General features: G+C 35.9%; 18 protein-coding genes. 4 read left to right on the top strand and 14 right to left on the bottom strand.

The window, feature by feature from the left end; all coding sequences use genetic code 11:
• Window positions 1–53 precede the first annotated feature (53 nt).
• The 7 genes from BC008_RS02625 to BC008_RS02590 all read right to left on the bottom strand — a co-directional run bounded on the left by BC008_RS02625 (window position 54) and on the right by BC008_RS02590 (window position 7,073).
• Window positions 54–1,049: a sigma-70 family RNA polymerase sigma factor gene (locus BC008_RS02625; protein WP_027843363.1), complete on the bottom strand. Its 996-nt coding sequence runs from the start codon at window positions 1,047–1,049 to the stop codon at window positions 54–56.
• A 36-nt stretch (window positions 1,050–1,085) separates the two neighbouring features.
• Window positions 1,086–2,705: a GMC family oxidoreductase gene (locus BC008_RS02620; RefSeq protein ID WP_063800734.1), complete on the bottom strand. Its 1,620-nt coding sequence runs from the start codon at window positions 2,703–2,705 to the stop codon at window positions 1,086–1,088.
• 352 nt (window positions 2,706–3,057) lie between these two features.
• Window positions 3,058–3,942, bottom strand: coding sequence for a glucose 1-dehydrogenase (locus tag BC008_RS02615; protein ID WP_036265455.1), 885 nt, complete (start codon window positions 3,940–3,942; stop codon window positions 3,058–3,060).
• 562 nt (window positions 3,943–4,504) lie between these two features.
• Window positions 4,505–5,269, bottom strand: a complete 765-nt coding sequence (locus BC008_RS02605) for a ChaB family protein (RefSeq protein ID WP_027843361.1) — start codon at window positions 5,267–5,269, stop codon at window positions 4,505–4,507.
• 139 nt (window positions 5,270–5,408) lie between these two features.
• Window positions 5,409–5,948 (bottom strand): Dps family protein, encoded by a 540-nt coding sequence (locus BC008_RS02600; protein ID WP_027843360.1) that lies wholly within the window; start codon window positions 5,946–5,948, stop codon window positions 5,409–5,411.
• Between the two features lie 398 nt (window positions 5,949–6,346).
• Entirely contained in the window at window positions 6,347–6,709 is a 363-nt protein-coding gene (locus tag BC008_RS02595; protein WP_027843359.1) for a hypothetical protein, read from the bottom strand.
• Between the two features lie 76 nt (window positions 6,710–6,785).
• The gene (locus BC008_RS02590) at window positions 6,786–7,073 is read right to left on the bottom strand and encodes a sll1863 family stress response protein (RefSeq protein ID WP_027843358.1); all 288 of its coding nucleotides are present in this window, start codon (window positions 7,071–7,073) and stop codon (window positions 6,786–6,788) included.
• Between the two features lie 488 nt (window positions 7,074–7,561).
• On the opposite strand from BC008_RS02590, the gene BC008_RS02585 reads away from it, so the two are divergent.
• Window positions 7,562–8,119 (top strand): DUF421 domain-containing protein, encoded by a 558-nt coding sequence (locus BC008_RS02585; RefSeq protein ID WP_036265453.1) that lies wholly within the window; start codon window positions 7,562–7,564, stop codon window positions 8,117–8,119.
• Window positions 8,120–8,165: 46 nt separating this feature from the next.
• Here the strand turns inward: BC008_RS02585 and BC008_RS02580 are convergent, their stop codons facing one another.
• The 4 genes from BC008_RS02580 to BC008_RS02565 all read right to left on the bottom strand — a co-directional run bounded on the left by BC008_RS02580 (window position 8,166) and on the right by BC008_RS02565 (window position 11,848).
• The gene (locus BC008_RS02580; RefSeq protein WP_058183067.1) at window positions 8,166–8,924 is read right to left on the bottom strand and encodes a hypothetical protein; all 759 of its coding nucleotides are present in this window, start codon (window positions 8,922–8,924) and stop codon (window positions 8,166–8,168) included.
• A gap of 101 nt (window positions 8,925–9,025) precedes the next feature.
• On the bottom strand, window positions 9,026–10,120 hold the full coding sequence (locus BC008_RS02575; RefSeq protein ID WP_027843356.1) for an AI-2E family transporter: 1,095 nt from the start codon (window positions 10,118–10,120) through the stop codon (window positions 9,026–9,028).
• Between the two features lie 432 nt (window positions 10,121–10,552).
• Window positions 10,553–11,017 (bottom strand): CsbD family protein, encoded by a 465-nt coding sequence (locus tag BC008_RS02570; RefSeq protein WP_058183065.1) that lies wholly within the window; start codon window positions 11,015–11,017, stop codon window positions 10,553–10,555.
• A 231-nt stretch (window positions 11,018–11,248) separates the two neighbouring features.
• Window positions 11,249–11,848 carry a hypothetical protein gene (locus BC008_RS02565; RefSeq protein ID WP_027843355.1) on the bottom strand — a complete coding sequence of 200 codons (600 nt, stop codon included), beginning with the start codon at window positions 11,846–11,848 and terminating at the stop codon, window positions 11,249–11,251.
• 791 nt (window positions 11,849–12,639) lie between these two features.
• Here BC008_RS02565 and BC008_RS02560 point away from each other — a divergent pair.
• The 3 genes from BC008_RS02560 to BC008_RS02550 all read left to right on the top strand — a co-directional run bounded on the left by BC008_RS02560 (window position 12,640) and on the right by BC008_RS02550 (window position 16,537).
• Entirely contained in the window at window positions 12,640–13,647 is a 1,008-nt protein-coding gene (locus tag BC008_RS02560; RefSeq protein ID WP_027843354.1) for a YsnF/AvaK domain-containing protein, read from the top strand.
• 569 nt (window positions 13,648–14,216) lie between these two features.
• Window positions 14,217–15,374 (top strand): mechanosensitive ion channel family protein, encoded by a 1,158-nt coding sequence (locus BC008_RS02555; protein ID WP_082650466.1) that lies wholly within the window; start codon window positions 14,217–14,219, stop codon window positions 15,372–15,374.
• A gap of 23 nt (window positions 15,375–15,397) precedes the next feature.
• A complete protein-coding gene (locus BC008_RS02550; RefSeq protein ID WP_027843352.1) occupies window positions 15,398–16,537 on the top strand; it encodes a mechanosensitive ion channel family protein in 1,140 nt (379 codons plus the stop codon).
• A 224-nt stretch (window positions 16,538–16,761) separates the two neighbouring features.
• Here the strand turns inward: BC008_RS02550 and BC008_RS02545 are convergent, their stop codons facing one another.
• The 3 genes from BC008_RS02545 to BC008_RS02535 form a co-directional block, all read right to left on the bottom strand.
• Window positions 16,762–18,591: a sensor histidine kinase gene (locus tag BC008_RS02545; RefSeq protein WP_058183062.1), complete on the bottom strand. Its 1,830-nt coding sequence runs from the start codon at window positions 18,589–18,591 to the stop codon at window positions 16,762–16,764.
• 86 nt (window positions 18,592–18,677) lie between these two features.
• The gene (locus BC008_RS02540; RefSeq protein WP_235595781.1) at window positions 18,678–20,474 is read right to left on the bottom strand and encodes a DUF389 domain-containing protein; all 1,797 of its coding nucleotides are present in this window, start codon (window positions 20,472–20,474) and stop codon (window positions 18,678–18,680) included.
• A 596-nt stretch (window positions 20,475–21,070) separates the two neighbouring features.
• Window positions 21,071–21,268 carry a hypothetical protein gene (locus tag BC008_RS02535; RefSeq protein WP_058183060.1) on the bottom strand — a complete coding sequence of 66 codons (198 nt, stop codon included), beginning with the start codon at window positions 21,266–21,268 and terminating at the stop codon, window positions 21,071–21,073.
• Window positions 21,269–21,642: the final 374 nt, after the last annotated feature.

Here is a 21,642-nt window from a genome sequence, read left to right as displayed (position 1 = left end):
ACTCATTACCTGTTATTCGTTACTCACGGCTTATTATTTCCTTTCTTTTTGGACTAGTTGTATAGAAAAAATTCTTTCATACCTTTTGTTTCTCGCCGCAAACGTGAAAATGCCTGACGCTCTATTTGCCGTGCTCTGGTATAAGAAATATTCATACGCTTGGCAACTTCTCTTAACGATAATTCGTGACCATCTTGTAAACCAAAATGTAGCGATATCACTTCCTGTTGCTGAGGGTTCAACTTAGAGATCATTGTTTGGAGAATTTCCCTTACAGAATTTTCATTAGTTTTCTTTTCTAAAGAAGAATTTGGATCTTCAAGTAAATCTTGTAGTTCTGTATCTTGTGTTTCTCCAAATTTGAGTTCCAGAGAAATTGGTTTGCGAGCAATTTGTAGATATTTTTGTAAATTTTCTGTTTCAACAGAAATATAATCACCTATATCTGCAACTGTAGGTGCACGACCTAACTTCTGCGTCAGTTCTGTTTGTACTTTCTTAATTTTCTTTAACTTTTGACAAATATGGCTTGGGAGCCGAATAGTTCGACTTTGATATTCAATTGCACGGGTAATTCCTTGCTTAATCCACCAATAAGCATAGGTAGAAAATTTAAAACCTTTGGAGGGATCAAATTTTTCTACGGCACGTTGTAAACCTAAACTTCCTTCTTGAATCAGGTCAATTAAATCCAAATTATGATATTGATATTTCTTGGCTATTGATACTACTAATTTTAAATTTGATCGAACCATCTTCTCCTTCGCATCTTTTCCCCTGTATAAAATTCGCTGTAATTCGGGAACGGTAAGACTAGCCTCTGATGCCCATTTTTCCAGTGTTGGCTGCTGCTGAAGTTTATCTGCTAAATCTTGTTTTAAATTTAGCAAAGTCCTCATTTGTTCTACTCGCTGGGCATAAAATACTTCTTGCTTGGGAGTTAATAAAGGTTCTCTACCAATTTCAAGTAAATAAGTTCCTAAAACATCTTTGTTGTAATTAGTAGGGCTAAAACTAGGAGATTTTACTTGCATATTTACAGTATTCATAATATTAGATATGATTCCCTGCTCTACAATAAAATTCTATAAACTAGGATCATTATTAGTACTGGTTGACTGTTGATATTTCAATTTCATATAAGCGCCTGTTTCTAAACTTCTAACTCCAATATTTAAGCGTGTTTTCAGATGTTGTGCTACTCGTAAAGCATTAGCAGCAATCGTCAATGTCGGATTTACTGCTGAGCTTGAAGGAAAGAAACTTGAATCTACCACATAGAGATTATTAATATCATGGGTGCGACAACTTAAGTCAAGTACACTACTTTGAGGATCGGTACCAAATCTACAAGTACCTACCTGATGATTCATAATTTTTAATGGTGATGGAATTGGTAAAATTAGGGAAAACCCAGCTTTGCGTAAAACCTCTGTAAACTGATGCCGCAAACGCTCGTGAGCCTTAGTATTATTTGGATGATAGTTAACGACAATTTTACCTTTGGCGTCTACCTCAACTCGATTATTCATATCTGGTAAATCTTCTGATTGCGCCCACCAGTCTACAGAATGTTTAGCCATTACTTGTAGTAAACTTTTCGGTAACCAGTTGGGTAAATCCGGTCGCATCATCTCCCACTTATGTTTCCCCATTAGATGGACGTGACCTAAAGGATAAGAGTCAGACCGCGAGCCAAAATAAAAGTCATTAATTGCCAGTGTTTTTTGAAAGACTGTCTCATTAGGAGTGGTGGAGATGGCATAAAATTTGGTTGTATTGTGTTTCATAAAATTACGTCCCACCATCCCACTGCTATTTCCCAAACCTTGGGGATGTTTATCGCTCGCAGAACGTAATAATAACGCAGCGGAGTTGATTGCTCCACAAGCAACTACAACAATATCGGCACTAAAAGTTTCTTTATTACCATTAATAGTAGCTTCCACTGCTTTAACTTCTTTACCGGAAGCATCGGTTACCAGGCGCTCGACTTGCGCTCCTGTTAATAACGTAACGTTTTCATGTTCTATGGCTTTATCCACGCAACAAACTTGAGCATCAGCTTTAGCATTCACTAAGCAAGGGTAGCCATCACAAGTATCACATCTAATACAGTTACTTTTTAGTGGGTTACGAGAATTGCGGTCGATTCCCATGGGGAGAGAAAACGGTTGTAAACCTTGCTTTTGTAAATTCTCAGCAACTTGCTGAATTCGTGGTTCATGGGGTAGAGCAGGGAAAGGATAATCTGCGTCTGTTAATGGTTGGGTTGGATCTTCTCCTCGGTTTCCATGAACCTGATAAATTTTTTCTGCTTGGGTGTAGTAAGGCTCAAAATCCTCGTATTTCAACGACCAAGCAGGGGAAATACCGCCATAATGGGACATTTCTTCAAAATCTTTTTGCCGCATTCGTAACAGAGCAGCACCATATATTTTTGTACTACCTCCTACCCGATGATAAAGATTCGGCTGAAATTCACTCCCTTGTGAGTTACTTCCTTTCGGGTCCAACCAGCGCTCTTCAGTACGATAAAGCCCATCAATGTATATATATTTGGGATTCCAATTACGTTTTTCTCTGGGAATATACCCACCTTTTTCTAATAAAAGAATTTTTTTACCTGTAGGAGCTAAAGCATATGCCAGAGTTCCACCACCTGCACCGGTTCCGATAATAATTAGATCGTAGTGAGTAGACATTATTTTTTCGTATCAAATTGTGTTTCTGGGGATTATTGTATTTTCAAGGGTGGAATCTATATAAGCTCTCTTTACAGATAAGGATTCGGCAGGAGATTTAACTTATATAAAATCTTAATAATTCAAGAAAAAAAAGTTTGCAAGCAAAACGAGCTAGATCTCGAGAAAGAGCATAGGAATTTCGCTAAGTTCCTGCTTTTGGATAGCTTATATCCCATGCTCTATGCAATCTCGAATCAAAAATATTCATTCAAATTGGATGAAGAGTACATGGAAATATACCGAGGTAGAATCGGGTATATTTCAATGTTTTGACTTCTAATTTCCAGCAACCTAAATGTCCTGTGAGCCGTTAACTAGAGAGTTGTCCACCAGTGACATCAATTAAGGCACCTGTAACAAAGCTACTATCTTGAGATGCTAGGAATACGTAGGCCGGGGCTAATTCTTCTGGTTGTCCGGCTCGTTTTAAAGCAGAATCAGTATCAAAATTTTCCACCATATCTTCAGGCATTGTCGCCGGGATATTTGGCGTCCATACCGGACCGGGTACCACTGCATTCACACGAATTTTACGCTCGGCTAAATTTAACGCTAGGGATTTAGTAAAGGTATGTACCGCCCCTTTGCTGGTGGAATAGTCTACTAGAAATTCTTTACCTATCTTGCCGACAATACTACCGGTATTGATAATTGTGTCCCCTTCTTTGAGATAAGGTACTGCTGCTTTTGCCATGTAGAAGTAGCCAAAAACATTGGTTTCCATTGTTTGACGGAACTGTTCGAGTGAAAGATCCTCAAAACGCTCTTGTGTCATTTGGTAAGCGGCGTTATTTACCAAAATATTTAAATCACCAAGCTTTGCTACCGTCTGTTCGATGGCTTGACGACAAGACTCGAAGTCCCGAACGTCAGCTTTAATTGTCAAACAAGTTTGCTGATATTTTTCTACACTCTTACGGGTGATTTCGGCATCTTCATCATTTTTGTTATATACAATTGCTACATTTGCACCTTCCATTGCAAATGCGATCGCAACAGCCCGACCAATTCCCGAATCTCCACCAGTAATTATGGCTGTCTTTCCTTTGAGTTTATTCGCCGGACTATAGTTGGACAGATCGCTATCTGGCTGGGGAGTCATGTCTGCTTGTTTTGCAGGATACTCTAATTGCTGTCCAGGAATTTGATCCGGAGTGGGACGAAATTCTTCAGTTTGGCTTTCTTTACTTTGCATAATAATCTTTTATCTTGAACTGAAATATTTTAATGAGCCTAAAAGTTTTAAGGCTGAGTATTCCGAGGCTAGAAATTTTGAGGCTAGAGATTTTGAGGCTAGAAATTTTGAGGCTAAGAATTTTGAGGCTAAGAATTTTGAGACAAGGAGTTATGAATTTAAGAGAACAGAAGCTTAAATTATCTGTTTTTCCCAGTTATACTAGTCGCCTTAACTGAAGTAAGTTGTAATTTATGTCTTTTAAGAGAAATTAACAACGTAACTAGTTACTACAGCAACAGGTATATCTGTTGAAACTTTACATTTTAATTTAAAGGTAATAGAGAAATTTTCTTGCAAAATGTCCTGAGAAACGCAACTACTAGTGTACTTAATTCTTAAGAGCAAAAAATGATAATCTATTCGATTAATAGTATCGATTTTCTGTAGGGGGATATCTTACCCTCTATCATGTATTAATGTTGCAAGATATTCCCACCACAGATAAAGAAGACTATAGAATCAAAATGAGCGTCAAACTTATCGAAATTGGTCAAAGTATTTACCTTACCGATTCGTTTTCTTAAGCTGTCACTTTAGCCTTAGACCAGACACCATTTTCATCTTCTTCATACTGCTGATGAACTTGCGCCCAGGCTGCTTCTTCAGCTTTCGTCTCGTCGTTAGTTTCATCAAAGACTGAATTGTAGCGTTCGATAAAAGTTTCTTGTGCTGCTTCGGAGAGATGAGAGCGAACTTCTGGCGCTAAATCTTGAGGACCTTTACAACGACCGGGACAAGGACGAGGTAATGTTTTCTCAATTATATGAACTTCTTCGCCGCCAGCACTTTCCATTAATAATTGAAACTCGCCGGTCCGATCGCTCGGGACTTCAGCCATGATGATGAATTCACCAGCTTTAAGACGAGTTTCATAAATCGCAGCTTTATCTTCAGACATTCCTAAGGTAATCAGTACTGACGCTAAACCTGCACCAGTACTACCAGCCAAAGCACCACTAGCAGCACCAAGTAATGCTCCTCCAATTGGACCTGCTGCAACTACAGATCCAACAAAAGGAATAAACAACACACCGACACCGGTGAGTAGACCCAACAAGGAACCGAACAAAGAGCCAAAAACAGCTCCGGTTCGTAGTCCACCAAGAATTACATCTTTTTTAGAAATAAAACCTGAAATTCTAGTTTGGGATTGAAAATTATTACCCATTACCGATAGATAGTCCCGAGGTATACCTCTATCTAGTAAGCGTCGAATTACATCATTTATTTGACTTTCCTGTTTGAAAACTCCTGAGATTGTACGTTCTGCTTTGTAATCAGGCATCGAAACCCCTCTAAATTCTAATAATCTTGTTACTTTGTTGCAACGTAAGTATTTTTGTATCTTTGCAGGAAGTGAGCTATATAAAATTCAGCTGTACCTAGGGAGTAATTCCATCACTCCCATTAAATTCAACTAACTTCTATACACCTGCTGCAACTTTTTGACGGGATTGTAGTTTCTGACCATCTGAACTGATGGACTCTCCTTCAATAAAGGAGCGCAGCATCCAAGCCATTTCTTCATGACCTTCCATCAATCCAGTTAAGAAGTCAGCAGTACCCTCATCATGAAAATCTTCTGAGCAATTATCGATATGTTCGCGGAGATTACGAATAATCTGCTCGTGATCTTCTACTAAACTCTCTACCATCTGAGTTGCTAAAGGAAGGTTCTCGGGATTTTCTTTCAAAGTTGTAATTTCTAGAAATCCTTTCATTGTGCCTACAGGATATCCACCTAAAGCGCGAACCCGTTCAGCAATAGAATCTATATTCTCGGTGAGAGTTTCGTAATGCTCTCCCCACAGTTCGTGTAGAGTGCGGAACTGTGGTCCAACTACATCCCAATGGTATTTTTTGGTCTTCACCAGTAACACATAAGCATCTGCCAAATCGTGATTTAATAACTTAATCACTCCTTGACGTTGTTCTTCGGTTAAACCAATATTAATACTTCGCATAATTGACTCTTTACATTTCGTTTCATTCATCTATTAGTATTTCAACACATACTTCGACCCCAAAAATCAATCATAAGTAATAATCTATAGATAGAGTTTTATTTCTCATTCATTCGTTTATAATTACGACATTTAATTCTTGTTTTGTTATTACAATATTGAGTATTAAATACTTTTAAATCATAAATTATTATTTATTCTCAGTAATAATTAATCTCCTCGAGGATAAACTAACTACATAGCTTATCCTTGAGGAGTAATATAATTGTTAAACAAAATATTAAGTTTAAAAGCTGCTCTCAACAAACAAGTATTATTTCCTAGCGATGATAAAGTTAATTGATGAGAGCGCAACCTAAAAAACTATTTTTTCGGAAAAGTAAAGAAAAAGCTATTTATTAATTGCCAGTAACATTTTCCAAAAATCCTTCCACTTTATCTTGAACAGTAGTTGCACTTTGAGAGTTGGATGGGCGCTTCATTTTATTTTTATCGGCACTACCTTGAACTGAATTCAAACCTTTCCTTGTTTTAGCCTGAGACTCTTCTAAATCAGGATTTCCAGCTTTTGAGCTAGCTACTTTATCGGTTTCTTTCTGAATTTGATTTAGACTAGTTTCGCCTTCGGAAGGAGTACTTTTATAACTTCCAATTGCAAATGCAGGGTAAGCGCTACTAAATAATAGGGTAAGACAAGTGAAAACCGCGACTAGAAATTGTAAAGGGCGAATATTTGCAAAAAACTTACGAGTGTTCTCCATTTTTCTCCTCCATTTAATTAAGTGATAAAGCTGCGAATAAACAGCAAAAATAATAATACTTCTGGTTTTTTATAAATTACTTGAAATTAGCAGTAGCTTTATTAAAAGATGTTTGCAAATCATTCCAAGCATTTTCCATACCGGACTTCATATCTTCCCAAGCACTTTCACTAGATTTTTGAATCTCTTGAAACTTCAGTTTAGCTTCGTGTTGCTTAGTATTTAAAATTGAAATTTGTTCATCATAGGCATCTTTTGCATCAGCTTTAGCTAAAGAAGCTTTTACTTTAAACTCATCAATTTTTGTCTGTAGATTTTGAAGCTGTGCTTCCATCTTTTTTTGATATTCTTGTTTAGATTCCATATAAAATACCTGTGAAAAAAGCAAGATTTTTTTTAATTTAAGCTAATAAAATAAAGGTCATATATCAGCTTAGTTAAATAAGAATCACTTGACTATATTAGTTATATCTAGAAATGAAGTTTATTATCATCACCCTACAGACAAAAATATATTTAAACTAAGGGAAGTGTAAATTTTATCGTAATTACTTCTCTAGATAGACCTATAATTACATTAAATCTAAGAGAAAATAAAATTTAACATTAAGAAAATCTAAATATCAAATATAATTTCAAAAATCATACCTTCATTTAATGTTAATGATTTGGGGAGTTTTGTAGTAAATGGGCTGAATAATTTAGTTCATTTACTTATAGAGTTGAGGCGAAAGAGAAAATAAAGTTAGGTCATATCTTGTTTATTGTAGAAATGCTCTAATGCACTGACTGCAAAATAATTACTTGAACGGTGGGACAATAATCGATTATGTGGTGTGAAATAGAAAATCTATGGTAATTGACACAATTGGAAGTGCAATAAATGAGTTGTTAGGATTAAATACTGAAAAACTAAGCCTGTGGCAAATGGGAGTAAGGGCAGCAGTTGTTTATATTGTTACATTAGGAATAGTAAGGCTAGGAGGAAATAAACGTTTTTTAGGGAAGCATGCAATATTTGATGTTACTTTAAGTATTATTTTTGGTGCAACATTAAGTCGTGCAATTAATGGTTCTGCTCCTTTTTTCCCGACTCTGGGAGCAGGAGTGGTTTTAATGGGAATTCACTGGGTATTTGCAACTATTGCTTTTCATGCGAAAAGATTTGAAAGGTTAATCAAGGGAAAATCTATTATATTAGTTCGTGACGGTAAAATTAATCGTCAAGGTATGAGAGCAGGTAATATAACTTATGAGGATTTACTTTCTTCATTACGCCTACAAGCAAAAATTGACGATTACCATTCAGTAAAAATAGCGCGCTTAGAAAGTAACGGAGATATTAGCGTTATACTCCAAGAAGAATCGCCACAGATAGTTGAGTTCGATGTATCTGAAGCTAAAAAATAATTGTTTCACTCTAATAATAGAATCCATTAAGTTAGAGTCAATTAATTTACCGGTAAAATTCTATTATTGTTTGAGTATTAGATAAAACAGCGTAAATAAAAGCACCTGAAGCAAAAGCCCAAAAACGGCTTTCTCTTTCCTCTGGTAATTCTTCTTTCAAAACGTTAAGAATAATTCCACCTGCTAAAAAAGAAAATAATATGGCGATCGCGCTTTCACTGATTTCTAGCCCAGTACCAATAACCCAGCCAAAAATAATTGAGAAAGCTAATATCCACTTACCTACGTGATCGTAAATACTTCTGTGATTTTGCCTTAAACCGTGGTCATTAACAATAAAATGTAGTGCCATGGCTGATGCAAACGAAATTAAATTGGCAATATCCGTTTCTTCTCTATGCAGTAATAAATAGCCAATTAAACTATTATAAATAGCAAAAGAGACTATATTCAACCAAAAAATTTCTATACTTGTAACTTTACCTTTTCCTGCTTTTTGTTGTTGCTGACGGGATAAAATCGCTAAGCGTTCTAACCAATAGAATATTCCCAAACCAATTAAAGCTATGAGGTAAACATGGTTTTCTAAATAAGAAGTTATTCCCGGTTCAGATTGTTTTAATATAGATTGATATTCGCCTAGCTCCGGTAATAAATGTATAAAAACATAGGCTACGGAAACACCTCCAGCACCACTAAGCCAGCGACTGCGAGGTATATCAACAAAACGTAATTTACCACAAAATAAGTGTATTAACGCCAGAGCAACAGCTAGAAATCCTGACAGGGCAAAAGTAATCGGCATTTTTACCAGTATGAATAGTGAATATTAGGGCAGACTATGTAAGTAGTGAAGTGATAAATAATAATTAATTGTACTACAAGCAAGAATCATATACCCTATATTTATTTTCGTATTTTATCTTCATAGTCGGAGTTAATTAATAGCACTTTTTCTATATTTTGATTGTTATTATTGTTGTTTTGCCATTTATTTAATACGTCTTTGATTAGGGCTTCTTGGATCCAAATTTGTAATACTATTGTCAAAGGGATAGCTAAAAATAAACCTAAAAATCCAAAAAAACTGGCAAAAATAACTACGGATAGCAAAGTTATCGCAGGCATTAAAGATACCTGAGACTTCATTACTAAAGGTACAATTACCAAACTTTCAATTTGCTGGATAACAAAATATAAGCCGATAACAGCTGCAGCTTTCCAAGGTGCATCAATTAATCCTAGCAGCAGCGGTGGGATTACACTTAAAGTGGGACCAACATTAGGAATAAATTCTAACAATCCTGCCAATATTGCGTTAACTAAGGGTAATTTTATTTCTAGATAAACTAATCCAACATAGCTTAAAACAGCAATTACTAACATTGTTAGTAATGTACCTTTAATCCAACCCAATAATGAGGTTTCGCAAAGAGAAAGAATATTACTCACTCTTCGCCTATAAAAGGTAGGAAATAACATGATGAATCCTTTTCGGTAAGGATATGGTTCTGCTAAAAACATAATTGTTAAAACTAAAAATAGTAGTATAGTTAAAACTATGTTTAGCGAATTACTTAGAATAGTAAAGAAATTATTTATTAACTGATTTAACGAACTTTGTAGCCCTTGTGTTATATTTTCTAGCCCGCGAGTCTCTTCTACGATTTCTGCTGGAATAGCTTGTAGCAACCAACTATTCCAAGAGTGTATTCGTTCCAAAGTCAAAGGTAAAATATCAGCAAGCTCTTGCAATTGCTGAATCATCTGAGGAAGAATCAAGGCACAGAAACCAGTTATCACAGTGAAAAAAAGAGTAACTGTGATAAAGATTGCGATTCCTCTTTTAATATGGATCTTTATTAAAAATTTTACTACTTGATTTAAAACAGTTGCTAATATGATGGAAGCAAATACAACAAGTAAAACTTGACGTATTTGCCATAAAGTATATAGACATATTACAAGTACTAATAAACCAAAAAATTGCTTAAAATTCACAGAAGCTCTCCAAACTGTAGCTAGCTGTAGGGATTATTAAATTCTATAAAATTCAGCTATTTATGTATTCCAACTTGAGATAATATTAATTACTTATCGAGACTTAAAAATATAAATAAATATTACTATTTTATCTCGCTAAAGATGGAGTACGAGTTAGCAAATTAAAAAAATAAAAAAATAAATAAAAAACTCCTTCCACACATATTTTTCTGACTGTGGTCCGCGCTTTGTACAAAAAAATCTTATCCGCTACGTCGTGATTTACTATAATTGCACTTCCTGTTTCCTGTTTGCTACTTAACGAATAAAACTGGATGTATAACGTTAAATAATTTAGATTTTAGTCAAATGCTAAAAAGCATATTACCTTTATTTTGGTAATATGCATATTACTAAATTATAGTAAAAATCTTTGAATTACTTGATCTACTAATTAAAGAAATCTCGAATATTATCTACTGCGTTATCTGTTTTGTTCTCGACATCAGAAGCTAAATCTTGTGCAGCATCTTTTGTTCTACCAATATCTTGTTTGGCTCTTCCTTCAACTCGCTTTGTTACACCTTTGGCTTGCCCGGTTACTTTTCCCAAATTCTGTTGAGCATTACCTACAGCTTGCTCTACATTACCTTCCAGTTTGTCACTGCTTCCAGCACCTAAGACTTTATCAAAGTCACTTTTTGCTTTTTGTTTAAGATTGCTTTCGTTATAATCGAGTGCAATTATATGGGAATTAGTATTTATATATAAACTTTGGGCATTAGCTGCGACAGAATTAGTGTTTATAAATACGCTGCTCCAAGCAAAGGTTAGTACGAATAAACAAGAAAATATGTATAGTACATATTTTTTATAGTTCGAAATTTGACTTGTAATATTGTTAATTATTTTCACAATAAATCTCCAACTAAGTAAAATTAAACGACTAAAAATATTTATACAAAATTAATACTAATAATTAAATCAATCTTTAGTTAATAATAATTAGTTGTTTTGTGGCTAAAACTAATTCTGCAGTGTTATACCCAAAGATTAATGCACGTAATTTAATTACTAAAGTGGAAAGTCTAATCCACCTTCTCGCAGAGGGAGAATAACTTACTCAAGTGGATTAGAATATATTTTTTAGCTGGTAGCCTGTTGTTGATATAACTGTCGTCCGGACTCTAACTGAGAAGCAATCTGCTGGCGATCATTAATAAATGTGTACTGTTCATTAAAGTTACCTTTCGGACGCTCGCCAATAATGTAGTGACGTACTGGTATATCTGGAGCATTAATAACGATATTATCAGAAACACGTACCGTCGCCCGTGGTGCGTTTGGATTTTCTTCTCTAAGTTGAGAAATCACCCAAAGTTCATTATTTAATGCGTATACACTTTGGACTTCAAGATCGTAACCACCGGAGGGAACTTCAACTTCAGTTGTTATGGTGCGCTCTTTCCGATTTGCTCCGGGTAAATCCACATCAATGTAAGGAACTTCAACGGTTTGTTGTTCCTGCACTACAATTACTTTCGGTACTGTAACAGTACGTTTTGTGACTCCGACTTTGACGTCGGGTCCTTTAATGTCATATTCAGGTAGTTTTCCGGGTGTGATGTCAACGTCGGGTAAACGACCAGCCTCTTCCTGCTTAACTTGGCACGATGCAAGGGGAAGTAATAGTATGAATAAGGATAGAGGTAAGAATTTTCGTAGAGTCAAGGGTTTTGATTGCATAAGATTTAAGATCCAAACTACATAAAAAAGTTGCTAGCGGTGATAAAAAAGCTTGCAAATATTAATAATTCAAGCTTCCATGCTGGTTTTTAAGTTCAAAAAGTGATAATCAAAAAGTGAGAAAAAAGTTAGATTAACTAAAAATATTTGAGATGTGAAATTGACCTAGCACATCAGCTAAATTATGAGATGTAACTTGTACAGAGAAAAATTTACAGAGAAAAATTTATCAAGTTATTGGGAAAAATTAAGCACGATAGGACGAATTATTGAATAATTAAATGGAGATCAATAAGGAATTCCTTCAGAATTCGATAATAATCCCCATTATTTATTAGTTGCTGCTCTATCTACATCATTCTTCGGTTAGGAATTGCATCAGTCTTCAGTAATAAATATTTATCTCAGTTTTATCCGTAGTGCATTTGGACCCGATAAAAATCTAAAAACCTGTCATGCAGGTGCTTTAAAACTATATATCACTGCACCAGAACATAAAAATTTTTGCTTAAAACAAGTCTTAGCAAGGACCGGGAATGTATAAAATTTTCTCTTGCTCTCTTCATTAACCTATCTTTATAATCAAAGGTTTCGGTTTAGGGAAAAAATTTATATCTTTTGAACAGTTCGTGAATTACTCAAAAGGTAGACTTTTTTTTTTGGGAAACTTGAGACGATGCAAGTATGCGTGACAAAATTTTCCCACGACAAGGCTGCACAATATTTTATTGTCGGATTGGTTTCTTGTTGAGCTAGGAAATCTTTGTTGTTTTTATTTTGGAGTTTAATAGATGAATACTGCATATAATACTGAATATAAGCGTGCCGTCGGTTTATTTTATAGTCGTGAAGAAGCAGAGAAAGCAGTTCACAAATTAAAAGATGCTGGTTTTGATATGGACAGAGTTTCCGTAGTAGCGCGGGACGCTGATAAAGTAGTTGGGACTGAAACTACTGAAGACATTGGCAATAAAGCTGATGATGGTGCAGCAGCTGGAGCTTTGACTGGCGGAGCTTTGGGCGGGATCACTGGTTTGTTGGTAGGTTTAGGAACCTTAGCTATTCCTGGTGTTGGTCCTATTCTTTTAGCCGGAGCTGAAGCAACTGCGATTGCAACGACCCTAGCAGGTGGTGCTATTGGCGCAGCAGCAGGTGGCTTAGTTGGTGCTTTGATAGGTCTAGGTATACCTGAGGAGCGAGCAAAAGTCTATAGCGATCGGGTCGCTGGAGGTAGCTTTTTAGTGATGGTGACTGGAACTGTGAAGGAAGTCATCAGAGCTGAAACGTACATGCGCGAATGTGGTGTTGAAGAATTTGGGATTTATGATGCACCATCACAAGTTTCTTCATCGCCAGAAGCTGTTACACCAGTTGCTAGTTCTGAATATACTGGAGTTCAAGAAACTGAAAATAAAGAAAATATAAAGCTGTATGAAGAGCGTCTAGTTGCAGATAAAGAACGGGCTAAGGCTGGTGAGGTATCAGTAGGTAAGCGCGTAGAAACAGAAACTGCGAGTGTTTCTGTTCCCATTGAAAAAGAGAGAATTGTGGTTGAGCGAAGTAACCCCACAAATCCAGGTCAAGTATCTCCTGGCACTACTGACTTTTCTGGTGGAAAAGTTGCTCGCATGGAAGTTTATGAAGAGTCAGCGGATATACAAAAGCAAGCTTTTGTTCGTGAAGAAGTTAAAGTTCGCAAAGAAGTTGAGCGCGATACAGTAGAAGCAAAAGAAAAACTTCGTCGTGAAGAATTGGAAGTTGATGTTGATGGTAAACCAGTTATTAAAAAACGGCATTAAATACTAATCTCAGATTTTATACGTCAAGCTGTCGTAACTTGCACATTCCGATATCGTGTAATAATTAAATAAATCAGCATTTAGAGTGAATCTCTATACTTAGCTCCTCCCTTATATGGTAGAGAATTTTACCGATAGTGAAGCTTGATACCTTACTACACAGGAGGAGCAATAACAAAGTATAAGCCTCAGGGATCACTTTTTACATTCCTCATGTCTTTGGACTGAGGATTTTCAGTATTTAATGGATACAGCAAAGATACTTAGCTGTAACTACTAGCCGCAGTTGTTTTAGCTTTTCGTACACCCTTAATTACAATCGGTAATAACTGGGAAATGACATGCTTTGTGTCTTTATGTATCGCGCACTGTATTCTACTCTTTAGGGCTAACGTTTTGCTGCTTATGATTCTAATTACAAGATTGAGCTTGACAGAAACAAGCCCAGGGAAGAGATTTCAAGGAGCAGAGAATACAAACATTGAATAGAAAAGAAGAGGATGATTAAAATCTACTCCTTCCCCCCTTACTCTTAAATGGTTCATTTCTTTCATTGGAACTGGATTACTATGAATTATTACTTAGAAGTATTTGAAGTTTTCACTCGCTGTATACCCCCGGGGATCGTTACTAATTTACCAGACATACTTCAGGTAAGCATGACTTTGCTAGGAAGTATAATTACTTTATTGACTTTCGTCCTTGTAATAGGTTTATCTTATTCGCAACTACCCAAAGCAATTGGCTCATTAAATACTAGTTTATTCTCGATTGAAACCCAAAATGTTTATCAGAATGTAATTCTGCCTCATCAGACATGGCTAAGCTGTATTACTATTATTAGCCTCGCTGACATAGCTATTCTTATTATCCCTGCTGCTGAGTGGTTATATTTCTTTGAATTCCCCATTAGCTTACTCATTGCCTTAAATGTTATTTTTCTTGGATTTACTATAATCAAAGAATTATTTGATAATTATTTGCTAGGAGCTACGTTAGAAAACCAAGATAAAATAAACAGTGAGTTAATTGTTCTTGGCAGATTTCTCTGTAATTTATCAATAATCTTAAGTGTTATTTTTGTGTTTGCACAAATACATCGAATTAACCTGCTCGGTCTGATCGCCAGTTTGGGACTTGGGGGTGTAGCGATCGCTTTTGCATCCCAAAAAATTATCGAACAAATACTTTGGAGTTTAGTCCTGATTATTGATCGTCCCTTTGTAGTTGACGACTACATACATTTACCGGATAGCACTATCGGGAGAGTAGAATCGATTGGCTGGCGCTCTACTAAAATTCGACTATCAGGGAAAAATACTTTAGCTGTTATTCCCAATAGCGAACTTGCTCAAATTAAGATCGAAAATATGACCAGGGCAAGAAGAGTAATTTCTGTGGTGAAGTTAAACTTTTTTAAGACAATGTCTGATGAGGAAAAAGCACTAACTCACCAATCAATACTAGAAAGCACTCAAGATATCTTAGGAATTGATCGCACCTTAACACAAGTTGCTTTTGAAGATTTAACCGATGCTTCAGGTGAGGGTTATGTGCAGGCTAAACTTATTTTTTATATTCTCGGAGCAGCGGAAAATTCGATGGAGTTACGGAAAAACTTACTCGAGATTGCCAGAGACAATATTATTGAACGACTACAAAACCATGGAGTAAATTGCTATTTTGAAGAACAAACCCTTGATATTACTCAACCCATGAATATCTAAATCATAAAATAGCAAAGCAAATTATGCCAGGATTCAATTTTGAATTTCTACAACTGAATGAGGAGACACAAAACTTTTTCCTAGAACTATTTTGGAGATTTGGACTATTTCTGTTTGGTGTTTTTATTGCACCCATATTTGGGAGATTTTTGCCTTTATTCTTTTGCTGGATACTGAAGTTTGCTGTGCGCTTCTTTCGCTTAGATATCAAAGGTTTTAATGCTGAATCTATTAAACCAGTCAAAAACTCTATTATTAATATTGGAACCCTAGTTTTTATTGCTCTTTGTTTAAATATATTGTGGAAATACCAAGTAATTTATCAAATATTGGGCTTTTTTGTATATTTGGCTTTAGCCATTAGTATCGCCTGGCTTGCTTCGCGATTAGCTCAACGTGCAATTCGCCTTCATGCGATCGATCTGGTTCAACGTTTAGGTGGAGAGGTTAATGAGGTAGCTTTAGTATTTGAAACTCTAACTAATGTCATAATTATCTTATTTGCTGTCATTATTTTTGCTTCAGGCTTACAGCTTAACCTAACTGCAATTTTAACTAGTATCGGTATTGGGGGTGTTGCAGTAGCTTTTGGAGCGCGACAAGCTTTAGAAAGATTGATTGGTACTTTAGAGCTATTTTTGGATCGTCCTTATCAACCAGGAGAATATATTCAGGTTAACTTCAACCCCTATGGCGAAGATGTTTACGGACGAGTTGAATCAATTGGTTTGCGCTCGACTAAAATTCGCACTGCTGCTAGAAACACAATCATCATCGTTCCTAACTCAATTATGGCTAGTAAGCATATCGAAAATATTACCAGGGGTAAAAAAGTCGTAGCGATGTTTTATCTAGATTTTTCTCGGTTACTCAAAGAAAGTGAACGGGCTTTAGTAAAAAGGGTAATTATCGAGAGTACGGATACATTTTGGGGTATAAGTAAAGGCAACACAAGAATTTACTTTTCTAACACCGACGATAATTTAAAGACTCGCGTTAGAGTTAACTTTTTCCTCACTAGTTCGGGAGAAGATTCCCTCAAGTTGCGCAAACGTTTGGTTGAACTGGCTGACCAAGCTATTGCTTTCAAGTTGTCAACTTATGACCTTAAATTTTCTATGCCAGAACCGATGATTTATATTGATTCACCAATGACGATTTAGGTCAGGCATTCATTTGAGCAAATTATAACATTTAATCTTTTATACCAATTCAACCGCGAGACTGATTTTGAATATACCATGCGGAGTAATTGCTAATTAATATATAACACTGAATATATAACACTAAATTTTCATAATTGGATATTTTCACCTCTTCCTTTTTCCCTGCTTCACTTCAAGAACAGATGACTGTCTAAATTATACGCTTACTACTAGAATTTAGATTATTCAGGTTTATTTTCTAGCCAAGTGAAGGAAAAGATAGAACCTTTCCCTACTTGAGATTCGACATTAATTCTTCCACCTTGCTGCTCGACTATTTTTTTTACAATAGAAAGACCAATTCCCGTATTTTCGGTTTTATCTCTTGCTTGTAGTGTTTGAAAAATATTAAAAATTTGACTGTAGTATTTATGTTCGATACCATAACCGTCGTCAGCTACCTTAAACTCATAAAATTTATCCCCTTTCCCTTCTTTAAAGGTAATTTCAATTATTCCTTTTGGATGATGGCGATGCTTAATCGCATTACCAATTAAATTAGAAAATACTTGAAATAACAGTATTTTTTTTGTAATCAAGGTGGGTAAGTTAGGGGTGACTTTAATCTCTATTTCTGGTGGAGGATTAAGAAGGTTAATAACTTCGGAAATAAGCTTATCTACTGCGACAGTTTCAGGTTCGATGTTTTTACGTCCTACACGAGAATATTCAAGTAAAGCGTCAATTAAAGCCGCCATACGCTTTACTCTTCCCCGTAGTAGATTCATATTGTGTTGTGTATCTTGAGTTAAAAAATCTTTTAGATCTTCTTCAATCCACTCAGAAAGATTATTTATTGCTCTTAAGGGTGCTTTTAAATCATGAGAAACAGCATATGTAAAGCTATCTAATTCTTTATTTTGCTCTTCTAACTCAGTATTCTTCTGAAGCAGAATTGTGCTTAGAAAAGCAAGCTCTTCTGCATTTTTCTGCAAAGTTACTTCTATACGCTGGCGCTCAGTCATATCACGTATTATAACTAGCTCTTGAGAGTTTAATGGAGTTTCGCTAGTTGATAACTCAAGGGGAAAACATACACCGTTTTTTTGCTTCCCACAAGCTTCTACACGGCTGTTAAATTGAGGTAATACAAATTTTTCTTTCCTCTCAATGTTCTTTCCTTTAGAATCTCTCAATAATTTTGATAACTTTTGACCAATAATTTCTGATGATTTGTAACCAAACATGTTCTCAACAGCTAGGTTACAAATTTCAATTTTTCGCTCGCGGTCAAGCAGAATAACCCCATCAATTACATTAGCGAGAATTGAGTTTAAAATTTCTTTATTTTGGCTGAGTTTAAGTTTTCCTACTTGTAGTTCCCTCTCCAAACGTTCAAAAAGGTAAACTGCCACTAAAGAACCCAAAAGACTTACTCCAATTGCTAACTGCAACACCAAATTGTTAGAATTTGCTTGACTATCCAAGTATTCGTTACGTCGTCTCAATAGTTTTCGTTCATCGGTAGTAAGTTCATCAATAGCTACACGAATTTCGTCCAGGGTTTCTTTACTATCAATTAGTAAGTCTCTCAAAAGAGGAATCTCAGAGGAAATATTTCCCACATTATTCACTGTAACCAGGTTTCGCTCTAAAAGATTTATTTCCTTGCGAACTAATTTTCTTAAGCTCAGAACTTGCTGTTGTCGCTGGGAGTTATATTCAGCTAAGCGAGCGAGACGATCAAAATAAATGGGTATTTCTTGTCTTGTTTGTTTGTAAGGCTCTAAAAATTCGGAATTACGAGTAACATAGTAGCCACGTACTCCCGCCTCAGCATTCAGTAATGATACTGATAAACGATTAGTTTCTAGCAAAACTCGTTCTACCCGATCCACATCTCGACGTGCTGCAATAGTATGTTGTCTTTGCATCCACAAAGCAATTAAAGAAATCACCAAACAGAAAATTGGTATAAAAATAATCAGTTTTCGCTTTTGACGAACAGACAAACGAGTTAGGAAACTGCTAACTTTATTTGTGCGATCGCCACCGCAATTTTGAGATTTCATGAAGTAAGTACTTTAGCCTGTCCTTATAAGCGAAATTATAGGACAAAGTAGTTTACTGGATAAATTACTTAAACTGGATAAATTACTTAAATTGTAAAGGTTTTATTTGAAGATTTTGTTTTTAATTTAAGTACGGCATTAAATCGAGAAGTATTTCCGTTTGTGGGTACTATTCTCTCAGGTTTAATTTGCCATCTCGAACGTAGGTATTGGGTAATCACTTGGGAGCGATCGCGTAAAATTTCTTCGGGTTCGTCAATCTGCTTGTGGGATGTTACTTCTAAACGTAAATTCGGTTGTCGTTGAAGAATTTTAGCAACATTATCCAATCTTTGCATATCGAATTGGGTTAGTTTAGAGTCATTCCGAGTAAATGATATATCTCCCATTACCCGAGGAATTCTCTTCATACTGACTACCGCAGATGGATACTCCAATCTTGTTTTGATCTCATCTGCTAGCATTACCTTTGCATCTGGATTAATATCACGTTCGCTTAAATAGATCATTCGCACATTTAGTGGTGTTGCACGAGTAGTGATAATCTCATAATCAACCATTTCTGCTGGTGGTGGTAGTCGCAGGTTGCTAATTGCAGATTCTATTTCTTGAGTAAAATTGGCGTGTAACTGAGGAATTGTAATCGTTGCTGATTCTACCGTTTCTTTTTTTTCTTCTGCTAGAGAACTAATAAGTTCATTGGACGCAGTAGGAATCTCAATTAACTTTAGGCTTAATAACTCCGGTGGTTTATTCAAGCGCTTAGCGAGTTTGCTCACATAATTACTTTTTTCTTCTGGCGTGTACAGTTTACTAGTAAACACCTGAAGTTGAATTAGTAACTTCTGGTTTCTGGTGCGGGTTGCTAATTCGCTAATAAAGGAACGGGGTTCACCGTTGGGTAAATTAGCAAAATTTTCTTGCCATATCTTTCTGACTGCTGACTTGGTAGAGTTTTCCTGTTGTTTGTGGGAAACTTCTTGTTTGAGCTGGCTAAATGATTCGTTGAGTGGTATAAAAATTGCAACTATAGTAAAGAAAATCAGCATAAATCGCGCTGGGAGACTGCCAATCTTCCTCATCCTTTTCGATGCAGGTAAACCTCCCAAAATATCCTGCATCCATATCGTTTCTTCATCTTGTTGACGCCATTGTTTAACGTCTCGCGTAACCCGAGCGCTGTCAATGTGTAAAGCAAGAAACACTATCATTGCGGTGAAAGTAATAGCTACTAAATTAGTCAAGAATAATAAGCCACCACCACTAGCAATTTGTGACCCATTGGTGAAATCTTCGCCCGCAGCGATCCCCAAACCATAACCTACCACGCACAAGGGTGGCATCAGGGCAACAGCGATCGCAACTCCAGGAATAGAAGTGACAACACCTTTTGGTTTTTTACAAATCGCAATAGAACCAACTGCACCAGAAAATAAAGCGACAACCAAATCTAAAATATTTGGTCGGGTACGAGCTAAAATTTCGGCGGTCATTTCCTTGAAAGGAAGAAACCACACCAGCAGAAATGCAAATAAAATAGCAGTAGCACAACTCAAAATAAGTTTAAGCAGTGCTCGCCAGGCTAAGATTAAATCACCTGCGGCTAATGCTAATCCATTAGCAAGAATACTTCCCATCAATGGCGAGATTAACATCGCACCAATAATCACTGCGGGGCTATTTAGTACTAACCCTACGGTTGCGATACCTGCAGAAAATAAAACTTCAATCCAGTAGCTAACATCTTTCAAGCTTACTGACTTATATATGTCTATATAAACCTGTTCTTTACGGGTTGGACTCACCCCTAAGTTATCAGATAACGAATTTCGAATAATTGGAAGCAATTTACTGGAATTGTTGGAGTACTTTTGCTGAGTCATAAGAACCTCTCGAGCAGTTATTACAGCAGCGTTCGTTTATGCGAACCACACATCAAAAACCAACTTCTCTGTAGAGACATAAGATTACTACATCTCTATAGACAATCTGTTTACTTAAAAACAGGTGTAAAATGAGAATTTATCGGTAGAGTAACGATGTTTGCTTGTATTTTGACCTCTGGGATTCTTGCTCTCATTCTTTTCAGTATCTTCTCAATGGTTTAGGTTTATTTAAACTTATAGCCCTACACTTTTGGTTTAAGACATTTTTCCTATTCTCAACCTTCAGTTTTTCGTTTCCTTTTGCTCCTTCCTATCCCAGTGAGAAATTACCTAATTGAGTTAGGAGGAGAAATGTGGGAAGAAAAAGAGAAATCTTTAAAGGTAACTTTAAAGTGGGAAGGCAGTAAGAAAAACATAATTTTCTAGCTTCAGGCTTTTTGCTATAACTAAAATCTATAAGGACACTTCTATTAACACCATTCTATCAACACCACAATGGTGCGTTGCACTTTACAACAACACACCGTATACAGCAGAATTCCTGTCCAAATCGATTTAATAATTAATTACTTATCTTCCAGATTTATTATATATCAGGCACATTCAGTACGATCTAAACTATACATTTCCCAGAATTCAACATCTATTTGTTCGATATTATTTTTTACTTTGCTAATTTCTTCATCCGTACAATTGAGTAGTAGTAAATGGTTACCAAGTAAAAAATGTCGGATATAGAAATCTATTCGGTCACTGGGGATTCCTAAATCTTCTAAAGTTAGTGTTGACAAACCTCCAGCATCAGAAAAAAACCAATAAATCTGTTGTACCGGGAAGCAACAGCTTTTTAATTTTTGACTAAGGAGCCTGAGATTATCTTCATTGGAAAGAACAGCAATTGTATTTTCAGTGTTTTGAGTAGCGACTACAATCGACCTCCTGTACTAATTAAAACTAAGTATTTGTAACCCTGTAGTTTTTTCGAAGTTACACAATATACTCATTATTAAACAAGCTTATTGGTAAGTTTAAGCCTTAATAATTTTTACTACATTGATATTTACATTATAAGAAAATTCTAAATATAGCAACCGCCAGGTTAGCTAGGACGCTAAAGTCAAGACATGCTCCATGGCTTCTCGCAGTGTTCCAAAATTCTCGAGTT

It is taken from the genome of Mastigocoleus testarum BC008 (assembly GCF_001456025.1).
Classification (GTDB): domain Bacteria; phylum Cyanobacteriota; class Cyanobacteriia; order Cyanobacteriales; family Nostocaceae; genus Mastigocoleus; species Mastigocoleus testarum.
This window is presented reverse-complemented; position numbering and strand designations above follow the sequence as displayed.